Here is a 14,746-nt window from a genome sequence, read left to right as displayed (position 1 = left end):
GACGTCCCCGCACTCCAAGCCGGTTCACCGGCTACGCCCAGGGAGCCACCCATATGACCAACGTCGCCGTCATCTACTACTCGTCCACCGGTTCCACCCACCGGCTCGCGCGGGCCGCGGCCGACGCCGCCGCCGAACAGGGCGCCGAGGTACGGCTGCGCCGGGTGGCGGAGACCGCCGCCACGGGGCGGCCCGGCTCCGACGAGCACGCGGCCGACGCCCTGGAGATAGCCGAGGCGTGCGTGGCGGACCTGGAGTGGGCCGACGCCATCCTGCTCGGCACGCCCGTCCACTTCGGGCTCGCCGCGCCGCAGCTGATGCAGTTCATCAACACCTCCTCGTCGCTGTCGATCCACGGCGGTCTGCTGGACAAGGCCGTCTCCGCCTTCGCCTCCGGCTCCGCCGAGCACGGCGGGCAGGTGACGGCGATCCTCGCGCTGCACAACGCCATCTGCCACTGGGGATCGGTCATCGTCGCCACCGGCTCCGCCGATCCGGTGCTGTACGAGAAGAACAACGGCAACCCGTACGGCGCGAGCACCGTGGCGGGCAACCGCATCGGTTTCATCCACGACGAGAACGTCGGTGCCATCGCCTACCAGACCCGCCGCACCATCCATGTCGCGGCGGCCCTGAAGGCCGCCGCACCTGTCCGGGCCGCCGCCTGAAGGACCATCTGACCAGAACGCTTGAGGAGAAAACATGGCAGTCAGCGACCCGGCCACGCTGCCCCAGACCTTCGTCGAGGCCTTCAACGCCAAGGACCTCGCCGCCATCGACCGTCTCTTCGAACCCGGGGCGGTGCGTGTGCTGCGACCGGGCGTGGTGGTGAGCGGTGACGGCCGCCGGCAGGCGACCAGCAGTTTCCTGGCCCTGGGTGTGCCGATCGAGATCAGTCTGCGGCACACCTATGTGTACGACGACACCGCGCTGCTGATCGGTGACTTCGTCATCGACGGCGCCGGCCCGGACGGCGAGCGGGTGCACATCGAGGGCACCGCCACCGATGTCGCCCGCCGCGGGCCGGACGGACTGTGGCGCTACATCATCGACAACCCGCCCGGTGTGGAGGCCGGTGGCGCCTGAGCCGCGCCCCGCGGGGCCAGAGAAAGGCGGCTTTCGCCGTCACGGGCCGGTACCTGACGGACTATGGGAACGAGGTCGCTGCCCGGCCGGGCCCGGCGACACGATGGGGCGTGCACCGGCAGCCGGAAGGACGGCGCGGGCACCGAATCCGATGAGGGAGCAGTACGTCCATGACCAATGTCGCCATCGTCTATTACTCGGCCACCGGGAACATCCACAAGCTGGCTGTCGCCGCTGCCGAGGCGGCGGAGAAGGCGGGTGCCGAGGTGCGGCTGCGCCGGGTCGCGGAGATCACCGGTGAGCCGCTCGCGCCCAACTACAAGGAATGGAGCCAGGCGAACACCGAGCACGTCGCCGCCAGCCGGGACGTCGCGGTGGCCGAGATCGACGACCTGGACTGGGCCGACGCCGTCGTCTGGGGCACTCCGGGCCGCTACGGCCTGCTCGCCGGCCCGCTCAAGCACTTCATCGACCAGACCTTCGAACTGCACGCCCGGCGCGGGCTGATGAACAAGGCGATGTCCGCGTTCACCTCCACGGGCACCCAGCACGGCGGCCAGGAGTCCACCCTGCTGTCGCTGAGCAACGTCTTCTACCACTGGGGGGCCGTGATCGTGCCGCCCGGCGTGACCGACGACATCCTGCTCGCACCGAGCAACGGCAACCCCTACGGGGTCAGCGCCACGTCGGGCCTGCAGGCCATTCCCGGTCACCTCGCGCAGAACGTCACCGACGACAACCTCGCCGCCGTCGGCTACCAGACCGTACGCACCATGAAGGTGGCCGAGGCGCTCAGGCAGTCGCTGTAGGAGGACTGCCCGAAAGGCGCCGGGGAGGCCGGATCCGTGCACCGCACGGATCCGGCCCCTTTCTCTTTTCTCCCCGGCTTCTCCCCGGCTTCTCCGGTATTGATTCAGCGCACGTTCGCGAGATGACGCATTAAGCGGCTTTTTCTGTTCCGTGGCCCTCTGGTGTGCGAGGTTTTCGGGGGGAGTTCTTATTTTCCGTGTTCCGGTTCACCAGAGGAAGAGTCCTTATGTTCAAGGTTCCGAAGAGCAAGAAGTTCCTCTACCTCGGGGTCGTCTCCGAGCGCGCTGCCCAGAAGTTCGGCACCACTCCGATCTCACTCGACCACGACCTTGAGGCCTTCCCCTCGGCGGGACAGAAACTGACCGTCGCGGAGTTCGCCGGGCATGTGGCCGAGACGGCCAACCGGTTGTGGGCCGCCGGTGTGCGGCCCAGCGAGCACGTGGCCGTGTACAAGACGTCGAACTTCGACATCACCGTGCTGGCCTGCGGTGCGGCCCGGATCGGTGCGGTGCCGGTCATGCTCTCCCCGCACCTGGACGGGGAGAGCATCGGCAAGCTGCTCGAACGCCTGGAGCGGCCCACGGTGCTGACCGACGAGGCGAAGCTGACCGGTGCGCTGGCCGGCCTGCCGCTGGCCGAGCTGACCGCGCGGGTCGTCACCACCACCGGCTCCCACCCCGGTGCCGTCTCCTTCGCCTCTCTGGCGGGCGCCCCCGAGCGCCGTCCGGTGCTGCTCGGCCCCGACCAGCCGGCGCTGATGACCCACACGTCGGGGACGACCGGCATTCCCAAGCTGGTGGTGCACTCGGCGCGTTCGCTGGGTGCCCGCGGCAACTGGCAGGACAAGGTCGTCTCCTTCATCCGCAAGCGGGAGACCGTGGCGATGCATGTGTCGTACGTGCATTCGCGGATGTACCTGGGCCTGGCCGTGCTGCAGATGCGCGGGATGCCGATGGTGTTCATGAACGACGCCAGCCCGGCGCACGTGGCCGACATGCTGGTCAGGCATCGTCCCGGTGTCCTGGAGACGCACCCCAACTCGTTCCTGGAGTGGGAGGAGATGCTGGACGACCCGCGCCGGCCGGTCTCCAACGTCAAGTACTTCAACAGCACCTTCGACGCGATCCACCCGAGCACGATGCACAAGTTCCTGCACGCCTCGGACCGGCGCAGCCCGGTGTTCCTCCAGGTGTACGGGCAGAGCGAGTGCGGCCCGCTGGCCGCCCGCACCTACCGGCGCCGCAACGCGCTGAAGGCGGACGGCCGCTGCCAGGGCTACCCCACGCCCGGCATGACCAAGTACCGGCTGGTGTCCCGGGGCGGCACTCCCTCCAAGGAGAGCCCCGGCTACATCGACGTGGCCACCGCGGGGCGGGCGCTGACGTACTACGGCGAGCAGGAGCGCTTCGACCAGCAGGTCATCGGCGAGTGGTGGCGCGGCGGCGATGTCGGCTACCGCACCCGGTGGGGCTGTCTGCACCTGCTCGACCGCGAGGTCGACGTCATCGAGGGGATCGAGTCGACCCTGGAGGTCGAGGACGCGGTGCTGCACCGGCTGGAGGAGCTGACCGAGCTCGTGGTCGTGCCGGGCCCCGACAAGCGCCCCGTGCCGGTGGTGTGCACCCGCGGCGACGTGCCGCTGGACCTCGGGCGCTGGCAGGCGGCCGTCGCCGACCAGCCCGCCCTGGGCGCACCCGTGCAGCGTCGCCTCGCGGACCTGCCGCGCACCGCCACCGCGAAGATCCGGCGGCTGGAACTGGCCCGGCAGCTCGCCGAGACCCTCACGGCCCGCGCCGCCGACGCGGGCGAGGAGGGCTCCGCCACGACCGGGCAGGCGGCCGCGGCCGCGGAGGGTGAGGACGGCCGGGTGCCGGCCCGCTCCGAGACCGCAGCCTGCTGACCGGCCCGGCCGAGAAGCCGGCGAAGGGAAGGGAGAACACCGGTGACAGCGCATCAGGTGTGGCAGGAGACGACGCGGAACGCCCGGGGCTGCCCGGCGCCCGCGGACCCGGGCTTCCTGGAGGTGTGGGCGAGGTGCGCCCCGATCCGCCTGGCCGGGTACGAGGACGACCTGGCCGAACCGCACATACTGCAGGGCGTCGACTGACGCCGACCGACCGTGAGCTGCCGGGTGGCGCCCCCTTCCGGGGCGGAGCCGGCAGCTCAGGCGTGTCCCATCGGTTTCTTCGATATCACTTGGAAACCCGCATGCGGGTTTGTTCTTCTGTGGGGAGAGGACTGACCGTAGTGAAAGGGCTGACATGCCTAGTGACCGCATCCGCGTGGCCGTGATCCTGTCGAGCGTGCGCAAGGGCCGTTTCGGCCCCACGATCGCGAACTGGTTCGTCGGCACCGCCGACCAGCGCGACGACATCGAGGTCGATCTGGTCGACCTGGCGGACTTCCCACTGCCCACCGCGCTGAGCGCCGAGCCGGAGCCGGAGGTCGCCGAGCTGCTCGCCGCGTTCTCGGCCCGGCTGTCGGCGGCGGACGGCTTCGTCGTGGTGACACCGGAGTACAACCACAGCTTCCCGGCCTCCCTGAAGGCCGCCCTGGACTGGACCCAGCACGAGTGGCACGCCAAGCCGGTCGGTTTCGTCGGCTACGGCGGCCTCGCCGGCGGTCTGCGGGCCGTCCAGCAGCTGCGTCACATCGTCAACGAGCTGCACGCGGTCCCCGTCCGCGACGCCGTCAGCTTCCACGGGCCGTGGGGCCAGTTCGACACCGACGGCAACCTCATCGAGCCGGCCGACGCCGAGGCGGCCGCCAAGGTCCTGTGGGACAAGCTGAGCTGGTGGGCCCTGGCCACCAAGGAGGCCAGGGCGCGCCTGCCCTACGACAGCTGACCTGTCCGCCGCACCCGGCAACCCCGGGCAGCTCCCCCGCCTCCGCCCCCTCACCCTGCGGCCGAGGCCCCGCGGCGGGCCGGCCGGGCCGGCACAGACCCCCTCCCGGGCCGCGAGCGGCGCCCACCCCCTGCGCCGCTCGCCGAAGACCCTGCCGAGCCGTCCGGCACCACTCGCGCCCGGACGGCCCGGCAGGGTCGCAGCCGTTGTTCGCTGATGCGTGTTCAAAGGCGCTGCGGTGGGCGGGACAAGAGCTGGGACGGCCGGCGCCGTCCCGTGTGCCTCGGCCGTGGTGCCGGCCTTCAGCGGCGGGCGGGCGGCGCGGCCAGCAGGTCGTCGGGGCAGGCCGGCAGCGGCCGGCCGAGCAGGGCGCGCAGTTCCGGGTAGGTGCGGGTGTCTCCGGCGAGGACCCCGCCCAGGACCGTGCGGCCGTCGGCGTCCAGGACCACCTTGGCGTAGGTGCCGGCCCGCCGGTCCTCGCGCACGTACTCCATCGCCCCGTGCGAGCGGGCGTGGGCGTCGCCGAAACCGGCCACCTCCACGCCCAGGAGCTTCAGGCTCGCGGAGGTGTCGGCGCCGGTGAACGCCTCGCCCGGCACGCCGAGGAGCTGGCGGGCGACGGTCTCGGCCATCCGGAAGCCGGGGGCGGCCAGGCCGTGGCAGCGGCCCTCGACGGCCGCGCACTCGCCGATCGCCCAGATGCGTTCGTCGGCGGTGCGGCACCACGTGTCCACCAGGAAGCCGCCGCGCTCGCCGCGCACGAGCCCGGGGGCGTCGACCTCGTCGCGGGGGCGTACCCCGGCGGCGAAGACGACGAGCGCGGTGTCCAAGGCGGTGCCGTCGTCCAGCTCGACGCGCTCCGCGCGGCCGTCCGCGCCGGTGCCGACCGCGTGGACGGCGGTCGAGCAGTGCACGCGCACGCCGAGCCGGGCGATCGCCGCGGCCAGGACCCGGCCGCCGCCCTCGTCGATCTGCTGGGCCATCAGCCACGGGGCGAACTCCACCACATGGGGCCGCATGCCCAGCAGCCGCAGGCCGCCCGCGGCCTCCAGTCCCAGCAGGCCGCCGCCGACCACCACGGCCGGGCGGCCGGGCACCGCGGCCGCGCGGATCGCCTCGACGTCCTGCACCGTCCGGTAGACGAAGCATCCTGGCGCCTGGTGTCCGGCGACCGGGGGCACGAAGGGCCGGGACCCGGTGGCCAGGACCAGTGCGTCGTATCCGAACCCGGTTCCGTCCGCGCAGGTCACCCTTCTGCTGCGGCGGTCCACGGCGGTCACCTTCGTGTTCAGGTGCAGCCGCAGGCGGCGGTCGTCCAGGACGCCGGGGCCGGCCAGCGCGAGATCGTCGGCGCGGGCGCCGTCCAGGAGGGTGGACAGCGCCACCCGGTCGTAGGCGGGCCGCGGTTCCTCGGCCAGGACGACGATGCGCCACCGGCCGTGCCGGTCGCCGGCCAGCATTTCCTCGACCAGGCGGTGGCCGGCCATTCCGTGGCCGGCCACGACCAGCGTGCGCGTGGTCACGGTGTTCCTCCTTCTGCGGTGTCCACCGCTGTGCGGGTGCCTGCGGGCCCTGCGCCGGCGGCGGCGAGTGTCGTGCACAGCCGGCGTACGACCGAGGTGCAGCCGCCGCACCCCGTCGTGGCCCGGGTCGCCCGGGCCAGTGCCCGGCTGTCGTGCGCCCCGCCTGCCCAGGCGGCCTTCAGCCTGCGGAAGGTGACGTTGTTGCAGTGGCAGGCCACCGCGTCGTCCGCCGTGGCGTCGGTGTCCGCGTATTCGACGTCGGCGCCGCTCAGCAACGCCAGCAGGTCGGCGGGCACCGGCGCGTCACGGGCGTACAGGCCGCTGACCGCGGTGACCGCGGCGGCCGGGCCGACGACGACGCCCGTGTGGATACGGCCGTTGCGCAGCGTCAGGCGGGCGTAGCGGCCCCGGGCCGCATCCAGCAGGGAGACGGCCGTGTCCGTGTCCCGCTCGGGTGCCTGCGGGGCGAGCGAGACGATGTCCAGGCCCGATACCCGCGGGCGCAGCAGGTGGCGCGCGGGTGTGTAGGCGGTGCCGGTGCCGGTGAGGATCCGGGCGAGTGCCTCGGCCTGGTCCCATGCCTGGATGAGGGTCGTGCCGGTGATGTCCGTGTGCTGGGCGCAGTCCCCCATCGCGTGGATGTGCGGATCGTCGGTGCGCAGCTGCGCGTCGACGACGATCCCGTCGCGTACCGCGAGATCGGCGGCCCGGGCCAGTGCGGTCTCCGGCTGCGTGCCGGTGCACAGCAGCAGGGTGCCGGCCGCCAGTATTTGTCCGTCGTCCAGGACCAGTTTGCCCGGTGCGTACTCCTCGGCCCGCCGGCCCAGGTGGAGGGTGACGCCCCGGCTGCGGGCCCACTGCGCCAGCGCGTGGGAGGCCGGGCCGTCCAGCTGGCGCTGCATCAGCCGGCCGGAGCGCTGGAGGAGTGTCACCTCCTTGCCGGCGGCGCGCAGGGCCAGGGCGGATTCGACACCGAGGACTCCCCCGCCGAGGACGACGACCGGCCCGGGGGGCAGGGGGTGGCTGTCGGCGGCGGTGCGCAGGGTGCGTGCTCCCTCGGCGAGCCGTCCGCGGGCGGTCATCAGGCCGGGGACGTCCGGGATCCGCGGCCGGGCGCCGGTGGCCAGGACGAGGATGTCGTAGGGCAGTTCGCGGCCGTCCTTGAGGTGCACGGTGCGCCGGGCGCGGTCGATCCTTGCGGCCCGTGCGCCGGTGAGCGCGCGCACGGGCGCGGGCAGTGCGGGCAGCGCCAGCCTCTCCGCGCTCAGTGTGCCGTCCAGGACCGAGCCGAGCAGGGCCCGGTTGTAGGCGGGCCGGGGTTCGGCGCCGATGACGGTCACCGCGTCCCGGTGGCCGAGCGCGTGCAGGCGGTGGGCCAGGCGGTGGGCGGCGGGGCCGCCGCCGACGATGACGACGCCGCCGCTCATGTCTGCTCCCCGGCCGGTGTGACGCGTACGGCGCTGACCTTGAACTCGGGCATCCGGCTGCGGGGGTCCAGTGCGTCGCCGGTGAGCAGGTTGGCGCGGGCCGCGCCCGGATAGTGGAACGGCACGAAGACGGTGTCCCTGCGCACGGTGGAGGTCAGGCGGACCCTGACCCGGGCGGTGCCGTAGGCGGAGGCGACGTCGGCGAGCTGTCCGTCGGCCAGTCGGTGGTGGCGGGCGGTGTCCGGGTGTATCTCGGCGACCGCCTCCGGTGCCGCGGCGAGAAGGTCGGGGACCCGGCGGGTCTGCGCGCCCGACTGGTAGTGGGCCAGCACTCTGCCGGTCGTCGCGTACAGGGGGAACCGGCCGTCGGGTGTCTGTGCGGGCGGGCGGTGGTCCACGGCCGTGAACCGGGCGCGTCCGTCGGGGTGCGCGAAGCGGTCCAGGAACGGTCTCGGTGTGCCGGGATGGTCCTGGCCGCCGGTGGCGGGGCAGGGCCAGTGCAGTGCCTCGCCGGCGTCCAGGCGTTCGTAGCTGATGCCCGAGTAGTCCGCGCGGCTGCCCGCCGTGGCGCGGCGCAGTTCCTCGAAGACCTCCCGGGGGCGGGTGGGAAAGCGGTGGGCGGGCTGGCCGAGGCGGACGGCGAGTTGGTGCAGGACCTGAAGGTCGGTGCGGGTGCCGGGCGGCGGGCTCAGGTGGGCGCGCCGGCGCAGGACGCGGCCCTCCAGGCTGGTCAGGGTGCCTTCCTCCTCGGCCCACTGGGCGACGGGGAGTACCACGTCGGCGAGCGCGGCCGTCTCCGAGGGCACGAAGTCGGCCACGACCAGCAGGTCCAGGGCGCTCAGCCGGCCGGTGATGCGGGCGGCCCGGGGTGCGGAGACGACCGGGTTGGAGCCGAACACCAGCAGTGCCTTCGGCCCGTCGGGGGTGGCCAGGGCGTCGAGGAGTTCGTAGGCGCTGCGGCCCGGCCCGGGCAGGGTGCTGGCGTCCACGCCCCACACGCGGGCCACGTGGGCGCGGTCGGCGGGGTCGGTGAGCGAGCGGCAGCCGGGCAGCTGGTCGGCTTTCTGGCCCATCTCGCGGCCGCCCTGCCCGTTGCCCTGCCCGGTCAGGGTTCCGAAACCGCTGCCTTCGCGGCCGGGCAGGCCCAGCGCGAGCGCCAGGTTGATGAACGCCGCGACGGTGTCGGATCCCTTGCTGTGCTGTTCCGCTCCCCGTCCCGTCAGCAGATGGGCCCGCCGGGCCGCGGCGAGCATCCGCACCGCCGTGCGCTGGTCGTGGGCGGGTACCCCGGTGACCTGTTCGACGCGCTCGGGCCACCAGGCGACGCAGCTGGCCCAGACCTCCTCGAAGCCGGTGGTGCGGGTTTCGATGTACGGGAGGTCGATGAGGTTCTCGGTGACCGCCAGGTGCAGCAGGCCGAGGGCCAGGGCGAGGTCGGTGCCGGGGGCCGGCTGCAGGTGCAGCGCCGCCTGCTGGGCGGTACGGGTGCGGCGGGGGTCGATGACGACGAGGTCGGCGCGCTGCAGGTGGCGCATGAGCGGCGGCATCGTCTCGGCCGGGTTGGCGCCGGCCAGCAGCACCACATCGGCGTCGGCCAGGTCGGTCACCGGGAAGGGCAGGCCGCGGTCGAGGCCGAACGCCTCGCCGGCCGCCGCGGCCGCCGACGACATGCAAAACCGCCCGTTGTAGTCGATCTGGGCGGTGCCCAGGGCCAGGCGCGCGAACTTGCCGAGGGTGTAGGCCTTCTCGTTGGTCAGCCCGCCGCCGCCGAACACCGCGACGCCGTCGGCGCCGTGCGTTGCGCGGATCGCCGTGAGCTTCTCGGCCACCAGGTCGAGCGCGTCGTCCCAGCTCGCGGGGGCGAGTTCACCGTCCCTGCCGCGCACCAGGGGGGTGCGCAGCCGGTCGGGGGCGCCGAGCACGGTGGCGGCCGTCCACCCCTTCTGGCACAGGCCGCCCTGGTTGACGGGGAAGTCGGGCGAGGGCGTCACGGTGACGCCGCCTTGTTCGCCCGAGAGCACCGTGGAGCACTGCAGGGCGCAGTACGGGCAGTGTGTCGTGCTCTGGCGGGGTGCCGCCCGCGTCGTGGGCGGCGGTGCGGTGCGGGCGGGTGCCGTGGGGTCAGCGGACATGGGAGGCCTGCGCTTTCCGGGCGGGGGGCTGTGCGCCGCTGTCGCGGTCGCTGCGCAGGTACACCGTCCGGATCAGGGCCGCGCACAGCCCGTAGTAGAGGAGGAAGGTGTAGAAGGCGGCCTCGCCGCCGCCCAGTTGGCCGTAGGCGGTGCGGAAGGCCAGGTTGATGGCGACGCCGCCGAGCGCGCCGGCCGCTCCGGCGATGCCGAGGACCGCGCCGGACAGGCGGCGTGACCGGGCGAAGGCCGCGGCGGCGTCGTGGCCGGAGGTGACGGCGGCCTCGGCCTGCCGGGCGAAGACCACCGGGATCATCTTGTACGTGGAGCCGTTGCCGATGCCGCTGACCACGAACAGGGCCGTGAACCCGGTCACGAACAGGGGGAAGGATCCGCTGCGGGTGGCCAGCAGCAGCACGCCGATGCCGGCGGCCATGCCGGCGAACGACCACAGGGTGACCCTCGCTCCGCCCCACCGGTCGGCGATCCGGCCGCCGAGGGGGCGGGCCACCGAGCCCAGGAGCGGCCCGAGGAAGGTGAAGGAGGCGGCCTGCAGGGGGGTGGAGCCGAACTGGCTCTGCAGGACCAGGCCGAAGGCGAACCCGAAACCGATGAAGGAGCCGAAGGTTCCGATGTACAGCAGGGATATCCACCAGGTGTGGCTGCTGGCGGCGGCCTCGCGCTGGGCGCCGGGCGGGGTGCGCACCACCGCGACGTTGTCCATGCGCAGTGCGGCCAGCACCGACACCAGCGCGATCAGCGGCAGGTAGCAGGCGGCGACGTAGGCGGGGTGGGTGTCGCCGGCGACGGAGATGACCAGCAGGCCCAGGAGCTGGACGGCGGCGACGCCCAGGTTGCCGCCGCCCGCGTTGACTCCCAGCGCCCAGCCCTGGTGGCGCTGGGGGTAGAAGGCGGTGATGTTGGTCATCGAGGAGGCGAAGTTGCCGCCGCCCGCCCCGGCGCTCGCGCCGATGAGCAGGAACACCCACAGTTCGGTGCCGGGCCGCTGGACGAAGTGGACGGTCAGCAGGGTGGGCACGAGCAGCAGCAGGGAGGCGAACACGGTCCAGTTGCGGCCGCCGAAGCGGGTCACCGCGTAGCTGTAGGGGAGCCTGAGCAGTGCGCCCGCCAGGGTGGGCACCACCACCATCAGGAATTTCTCGTCGGGGGCGAAGTCCAGCCCGATCTTCGGCGACATGAACAGCACGAGCACCGACCACATGCTCCACACGGAGAAGCCGATGTGCTCGGACAGTACCGACAGCACCAGGTTGCGGCGGGCCACGCGTCGCCCGCCGCGCTCCCACTGCTCCTCGTCCTCGGGGTCCCAGTTCTCGATCCACCGCCCTCGGGCGGATGGTGCGCTGGTCATCTTTTCCTCGGCTCTCTTCGGGTCGGGGCGGTGCGGCCCGGTGGTGGGGTCCTGCCGGGCCGCGGCGCAAGGAAGGGGGTCAGGGCCGCAGCGCGCGGTCCACCAGGGCGGCGGCGGCCCCGGTGTAGTGGGCGGGGTCGCACAGGTGGGCGAGTTCGCCCTTGAGGCGGGCGGGGAGTTGGGGCAGGGCGGCGAGTACCTCCGCCAGCGGCCGTCCGTCGGCCAGGGCCTGCTGCGCGGCCTGGGTCAGCACGGTCTGGGCCCGGTCCCTGCCGAGCAGGGGGGTGAGGTGGGCGGCGACGCGTTCGGAGACGATCCGGCTGCCCGTCATGTCCAGGTTGGCGCGCATCCGTTCGGGGCTGGCCTGCAGGCCCTCGGTGAGTTCGACGGCCGTGTGGGCCGCTCCGCCGGTCAGCCGCAGGCATTCGCGCAGCAGCTGCCATTCCGCGTGCCAGGCGCCCGCGGAGCGCTCGTCCTCGGACACCAGGCACTGGGTCAGGGCCGCGGAGAGGGCCGGCACCTGCAGGGCGGCGCTGCGCACCAGGGTGGCCAGCACGGGGTTGCGTTTGTGCGGCATCGCCGAGGAGGCGCCGCGGCCGGCGGGGCCGGGTTCGCTGACCTCGCCGACCTCGGTGCGCACCAGTGACTGCACGTCCACGGCGATCTTGCCGAGCGCGCCGGTGGTGAAGGCCAGCGCGGACGCCAGGTCGGCGACGGGTGTGCGCAGGGCGTGCCAGGGCAGTTCCGGCCGGGCGAGGTGTGTCTGGGCCGCGTAGGCGTCGGTGAGGAGGTCCAGGTAGGTCTCCGCATCGGGGGTCGGGCCGTCGCCGACGGCGGCGTACTCCAGGTAGCCGGCCAGGGTGCCGGCCGCCCCGCCCAGGGAGACGGGCAGCCCGCCCTCCTGCACGCGGGCCAGCCGTGCCTCGGCGTGCAGGACCAGTTGCCGCCAGCCCGCCGCCCGCAGGCCGAATGTCGTCGGGACGGCGTGCAGGGCGAGGGTGCGGCTGACGGCGAGGGTGTCGCGGTGCCGGGCGGCCAGATGGGCCAGTGCCCGGGCCGTTCGCCCGAGGTCGGCGCGGATGATCTTCAGGGCGCGGTCGGCGACCAGCATGGCGCCGGTGTCCAGGATGTCCTGGCTGGTGGAGCCCCGGTGCACGTATTGCGCGGCTGCCGGGTCCTTCTCGGCCACCACCGCGGTGAACGCCTGCACCAGGCCGATCACCGGGTTGGCCGTCTCGCGGGCGGCGAGCGCCAGGGCGCGCAGGTCGAGCCGGTCGGCGCGGGCCAGTTCGGTGATGGTCTCGGCGGCGTGCGCGGGCAGGGTGCCCAGCAAGGCCTGGGCGCGTGCCAGGGCGGCCTCGGCGTCCAGCATGGCCTGGAGCCAGGCCCGGTCGCAGGTGGCCTCCTCGACGGGGGTGCCGGCCCGGACCGGGGACAGCAGCCCGGCGTCGGTGTCCTCCTCCCGGCCCGGGGTCACACGATCACCCCGGACAGGTCGCTGTCGGCCTCCATGGGCCGTACGCCGTCGGGGACCCGGGCGGCCGGCGGCAGGGCGAGGACCGCGCGGGCGATCGCGTCGGAGTCGCCGAGGGTGACGGAGTCGACGCCCGGCCGGATGCCGGCGGCGGTCACCCAGTGCACCGACTCGGTGGGAACCCCGTAGGCGAAGCGCCGGGGGTGGGGGCGGCCGCGGCCGTCGAGGAGGCGGTAGGGGCGTTCGGTGACGGCGAGGCCGCCGGTCTCGTACGCCGGGCCGCCGGTGGCCGCGATGCGGTAGGGGGTGGCCTGGTCGGTGTCGAGGAGGTGCTTGAGCAGGGGGTCCTCGGTGCGGCGCAGGTCCGGCTCGGGCAGGCGGGCCTCGATGAGCGCGGTGGCCCGCACCGGCTCGCCCGGTACCGCGGTGGAGCGGGCGCAGTACACCTGGGCGGTGGTGTCGATGCGGACCTGTGTGCCCGGGCCGGTCACGCTCAGCACACCGGCCTCGATCAGCGCGATCATCTCCTCGATGCGGGAGGCGGGCGGGCCGATCGAGAGGAACGCGTTCAGCGGTGTGTACCAGCCCTCCAGGTCGTCGCGGTGCGAGCCGCCCTCCAGGCCGCCGTGGTCGACCGCGAGGCGGATCTCGTTGCGCAGGTCGCGCAGCACGTCCAGGGCGGCCTTGAGCGGTCCGCTGACGTTGCCCCGGCGGGATTCGGCGACGTCGGCCCGCAGGTGGTCCAGGAGCCAGCCGGTGAAGTCCTCGCGGCCGGTGAAGACACGCTCGCCGTAGGGGCGCGACAGACGCTCCCAGTTCCAGCGTTCCTGGCCGGCGATGTCGTAGGAGTCGAGCAGTGCGCTGCGCTCGCCGTCGGTGTCGGTGGCGAGGAACTGCTCCGTGAACTCCTCGCGCAGCTCGGTGCGGCCCTGCGCGCTCAGCAGGGTGGCGTAGTAGACGCTCTCCACCTCGCGGGAGATCAGCGGCCACAGGTCCTCGCCGAAGGTGACGGGCACTCCGGCGGCGGAACGTTCGCGCAGCATCGCGATGTACGCGGGGGTGAGGAGCCTGGGGAAGTAGCGGCCGGTGGCGCCCTTCTCGTTCTCGCCGCGCGCGTGGTAGGGCACCCCGCGGCGGGAGAAGGCGAACAGTTTGGGTTCGCTGCCCGAGCGGCGGTAGACCAGGCGGCCGTCCTCGCGCACGAAGCGCCCGCCGCGGCCCAGGGTGAACAGGGCCATGTGGTCGAAGAAGTTCAGGCCGAGGCCGCGCAGCAGGACGTGCTGTCCGGGCTGGATGTTGCTGAGATCCAGGTCGGCGGGGTTGGCCGGGGTGATGTAGGTGAGGTGGTGGATGCGCGCCAGGCTGGCGGTGCGTGCCTCGCGTGCCGACAGCCGGGCCGAGACGTGGCCCTGGGCCATCACGACGGCGTCGAGTTCGTTGAGGCGGATGCCGTTCTCCAGCCGGATGCCCTGCGGTCCGCCGGGCACGCCGTGGGTGTCGGCCGCGGCGACGGCGCGCGAGCGGTGTACCCGGATCTCGACGTGGGCGGGTGCGCCCGCGACGATGCGTTCGAAGCAGTCCCGCAGGTAGCGGCCGTAGAAGGCGCGGGTGGGATAGGAGTCGGGGCCCAGGCGTGCCGCTTCGGCCAGGGCGCCGGCCGAGGTGTCGGCCACCTCGCCGAGCAGCGCCAGGCTGCGGGCCCACTCGTACAGGCTGGGGCCGGGCTCGATGGGGCCGTTGATGCGGGCGCTGTCGTCGGTGAAGACGGTGATCTGTGAGGCCACGGTGTTCATCAGCAGGTGCTGGGACTGCTCGGTGCGCCACACCGCTCCGGCGCCGGGTGCCGAGGGGTCGATGACGTGGACGGTGACCGCGTCGTGGGAGGGGGTGCCGCGTTCGTTGGCCAGCAGTCGTTCGAGGACCGACAGGCCTCGGGGACCGGCACCGATGACACAGACCTCGAGGGTGCTGCTCATGGGACGACTCCGTTTCTGGGCAGGGACGGCCGGCGGCCGGGGAGGGCCGGGCGCCGGCCGCGGGCAGGGAAGCGGGATGCCGGGGGCCTTGAAAGGGTGCGGG

At 73.3% G+C, this 14,746-nt stretch carries 12 protein-coding genes; 6 read left to right on the top strand and 6 right to left on the bottom strand.

What is annotated here, in order from left to right:
- Positions 1-53 precede the first annotated feature (53 nt).
- The 6 genes from OG858_RS46345 to OG858_RS46320 all read left to right on the top strand — a co-directional run bounded on the left by OG858_RS46345 (position 54) and on the right by OG858_RS46320 (position 4,742).
- On the top strand, positions 54-668 hold the full coding sequence (locus tag OG858_RS46345) for an NAD(P)H-dependent oxidoreductase (RefSeq protein WP_319268833.1): 615 nt from the start codon (positions 54-56) through the stop codon (positions 666-668).
- A gap of 34 nt (positions 669-702) precedes the next feature.
- Positions 703-1,086 carry a YybH family protein gene (locus tag OG858_RS46340; RefSeq protein ID WP_037697753.1) on the top strand — a complete coding sequence of 128 codons (384 nt, stop codon included), beginning with the start codon at positions 703-705 and terminating at the stop codon, positions 1,084-1,086.
- 170 nt (positions 1,087-1,256) lie between these two features.
- Positions 1,257-1,895 carry an NAD(P)H-dependent oxidoreductase gene (locus tag OG858_RS46335; RefSeq protein WP_086750881.1) on the top strand — a complete coding sequence of 213 codons (639 nt, stop codon included), beginning with the start codon at positions 1,257-1,259 and terminating at the stop codon, positions 1,893-1,895.
- Between the two features lie 227 nt (positions 1,896-2,122).
- On the top strand, positions 2,123-3,796 hold the full coding sequence (locus OG858_RS46330; RefSeq protein ID WP_319268829.1) for a class I adenylate-forming enzyme family protein: 1,674 nt from the start codon (positions 2,123-2,125) through the stop codon (positions 3,794-3,796).
- Positions 3,797-3,838: 42 nt separating this feature from the next.
- Positions 3,839-4,003 (top strand): hypothetical protein, encoded by a 165-nt coding sequence (locus OG858_RS46325; RefSeq protein ID WP_179201269.1) that lies wholly within the window; start codon positions 3,839-3,841, stop codon positions 4,001-4,003.
- 154 nt (positions 4,004-4,157) lie between these two features.
- Positions 4,158-4,742 carry an NADPH-dependent FMN reductase gene (locus tag OG858_RS46320; protein WP_037697755.1) on the top strand — a complete coding sequence of 195 codons (585 nt, stop codon included), beginning with the start codon at positions 4,158-4,160 and terminating at the stop codon, positions 4,740-4,742.
- A gap of 302 nt (positions 4,743-5,044) precedes the next feature.
- Here the strand turns inward: OG858_RS46320 and OG858_RS46315 are convergent, their stop codons facing one another.
- From OG858_RS46315 to OG858_RS46290, 6 genes are all read right to left on the bottom strand, one after another.
- Positions 5,045-6,265 (bottom strand): FAD-dependent oxidoreductase, encoded by a 1,221-nt coding sequence (locus tag OG858_RS46315; RefSeq protein WP_319067565.1) that lies wholly within the window; start codon positions 6,263-6,265, stop codon positions 5,045-5,047.
- Entirely contained in the window at positions 6,262-7,692 is a 1,431-nt protein-coding gene (locus OG858_RS46310) for an FAD-dependent oxidoreductase (RefSeq protein WP_328543753.1), read from the bottom strand. The genes OG858_RS46315 and OG858_RS46310 overlap by 4 nt, the downstream gene beginning before the upstream one ends.
- The gene (locus OG858_RS46305) at positions 7,689-9,824 is read right to left on the bottom strand and encodes a molybdopterin oxidoreductase family protein (protein WP_327745708.1); all 2,136 of its coding nucleotides are present in this window, start codon (positions 9,822-9,824) and stop codon (positions 7,689-7,691) included. The genes OG858_RS46310 and OG858_RS46305 overlap by 4 nt, the downstream gene beginning before the upstream one ends.
- The gene (locus OG858_RS46300; RefSeq protein WP_319067559.1) at positions 9,814-11,193 is read right to left on the bottom strand and encodes a nitrate/nitrite transporter; all 1,380 of its coding nucleotides are present in this window, start codon (positions 11,191-11,193) and stop codon (positions 9,814-9,816) included. Before OG858_RS46300 ends, OG858_RS46305 begins: the two co-directional genes overlap by 11 nt.
- A 79-nt stretch (positions 11,194-11,272) precedes the next feature.
- Positions 11,273-12,670, bottom strand: a complete 1,398-nt coding sequence (pcaB, locus tag OG858_RS46295) for a 3-carboxy-cis,cis-muconate cycloisomerase (RefSeq protein WP_328543754.1) — start codon at positions 12,668-12,670, stop codon at positions 11,273-11,275.
- Positions 12,667-14,643: an FAD/NAD(P)-binding protein gene (locus tag OG858_RS46290; protein ID WP_319268819.1), complete on the bottom strand. Its 1,977-nt coding sequence runs from the start codon at positions 14,641-14,643 to the stop codon at positions 12,667-12,669. Before OG858_RS46290 ends, pcaB begins: the two co-directional genes overlap by 4 nt.
- Between the last annotated feature and the right edge of the window lie 103 nt (positions 14,644-14,746).

Origin of the sequence: Streptomyces europaeiscabiei, assembly GCF_036346855.1 — a bacterium.
Lineage (GTDB): Bacteria > Actinomycetota > Actinomycetes > Streptomycetales > Streptomycetaceae > Streptomyces > Streptomyces europaeiscabiei.
This window is presented reverse-complemented; position numbering and strand designations above follow the sequence as displayed.

Bases quoted from the DNA above. Each gene is read 5' to 3' on its own strand.
- OG858_RS46345 (WP_319268833.1), top strand. From the start codon at position 54: ATGACCAACGTCGCCGTCATCTACTACTCGTCCACCGGTTCCACCCAC.
- OG858_RS46340 (WP_037697753.1), top strand. From the start codon at position 703: ATGGCAGTCAGCGACCCGGCCACGCTGCCCCAGACCTTCGTCGAGGCC.
- OG858_RS46335 (WP_086750881.1), top strand. From the start codon at position 1,257: ATGACCAATGTCGCCATCGTCTATTACTCGGCCACCGGGAACATCCAC.
- OG858_RS46330 (WP_319268829.1), top strand. From the start codon at position 2,123: ATGTTCAAGGTTCCGAAGAGCAAGAAGTTCCTCTACCTCGGGGTCGTC.
- OG858_RS46320 (WP_037697755.1), top strand. From the start codon at position 4,158: ATGCCTAGTGACCGCATCCGCGTGGCCGTGATCCTGTCGAGCGTGCGC.
- OG858_RS46310 (WP_328543753.1), bottom strand. From the start codon at position 7,692: ATGAGCGGCGGCGTCGTCATCGTCGGCGGCGGCCCCGCCGCCCACCGC.
- OG858_RS46305 (WP_327745708.1), bottom strand. From the start codon at position 9,824: ATGTCCGCTGACCCCACGGCACCCGCCCGCACCGCACCGCCGCCCACG.
- OG858_RS46300 (WP_319067559.1), bottom strand. From the start codon at position 11,193: ATGACCAGCGCACCATCCGCCCGAGGGCGGTGGATCGAGAACTGGGAC.
- OG858_RS46290 (WP_319268819.1), bottom strand. From the start codon at position 14,643: ATGAGCAGCACCCTCGAGGTCTGTGTCATCGGTGCCGGTCCCCGAGGC.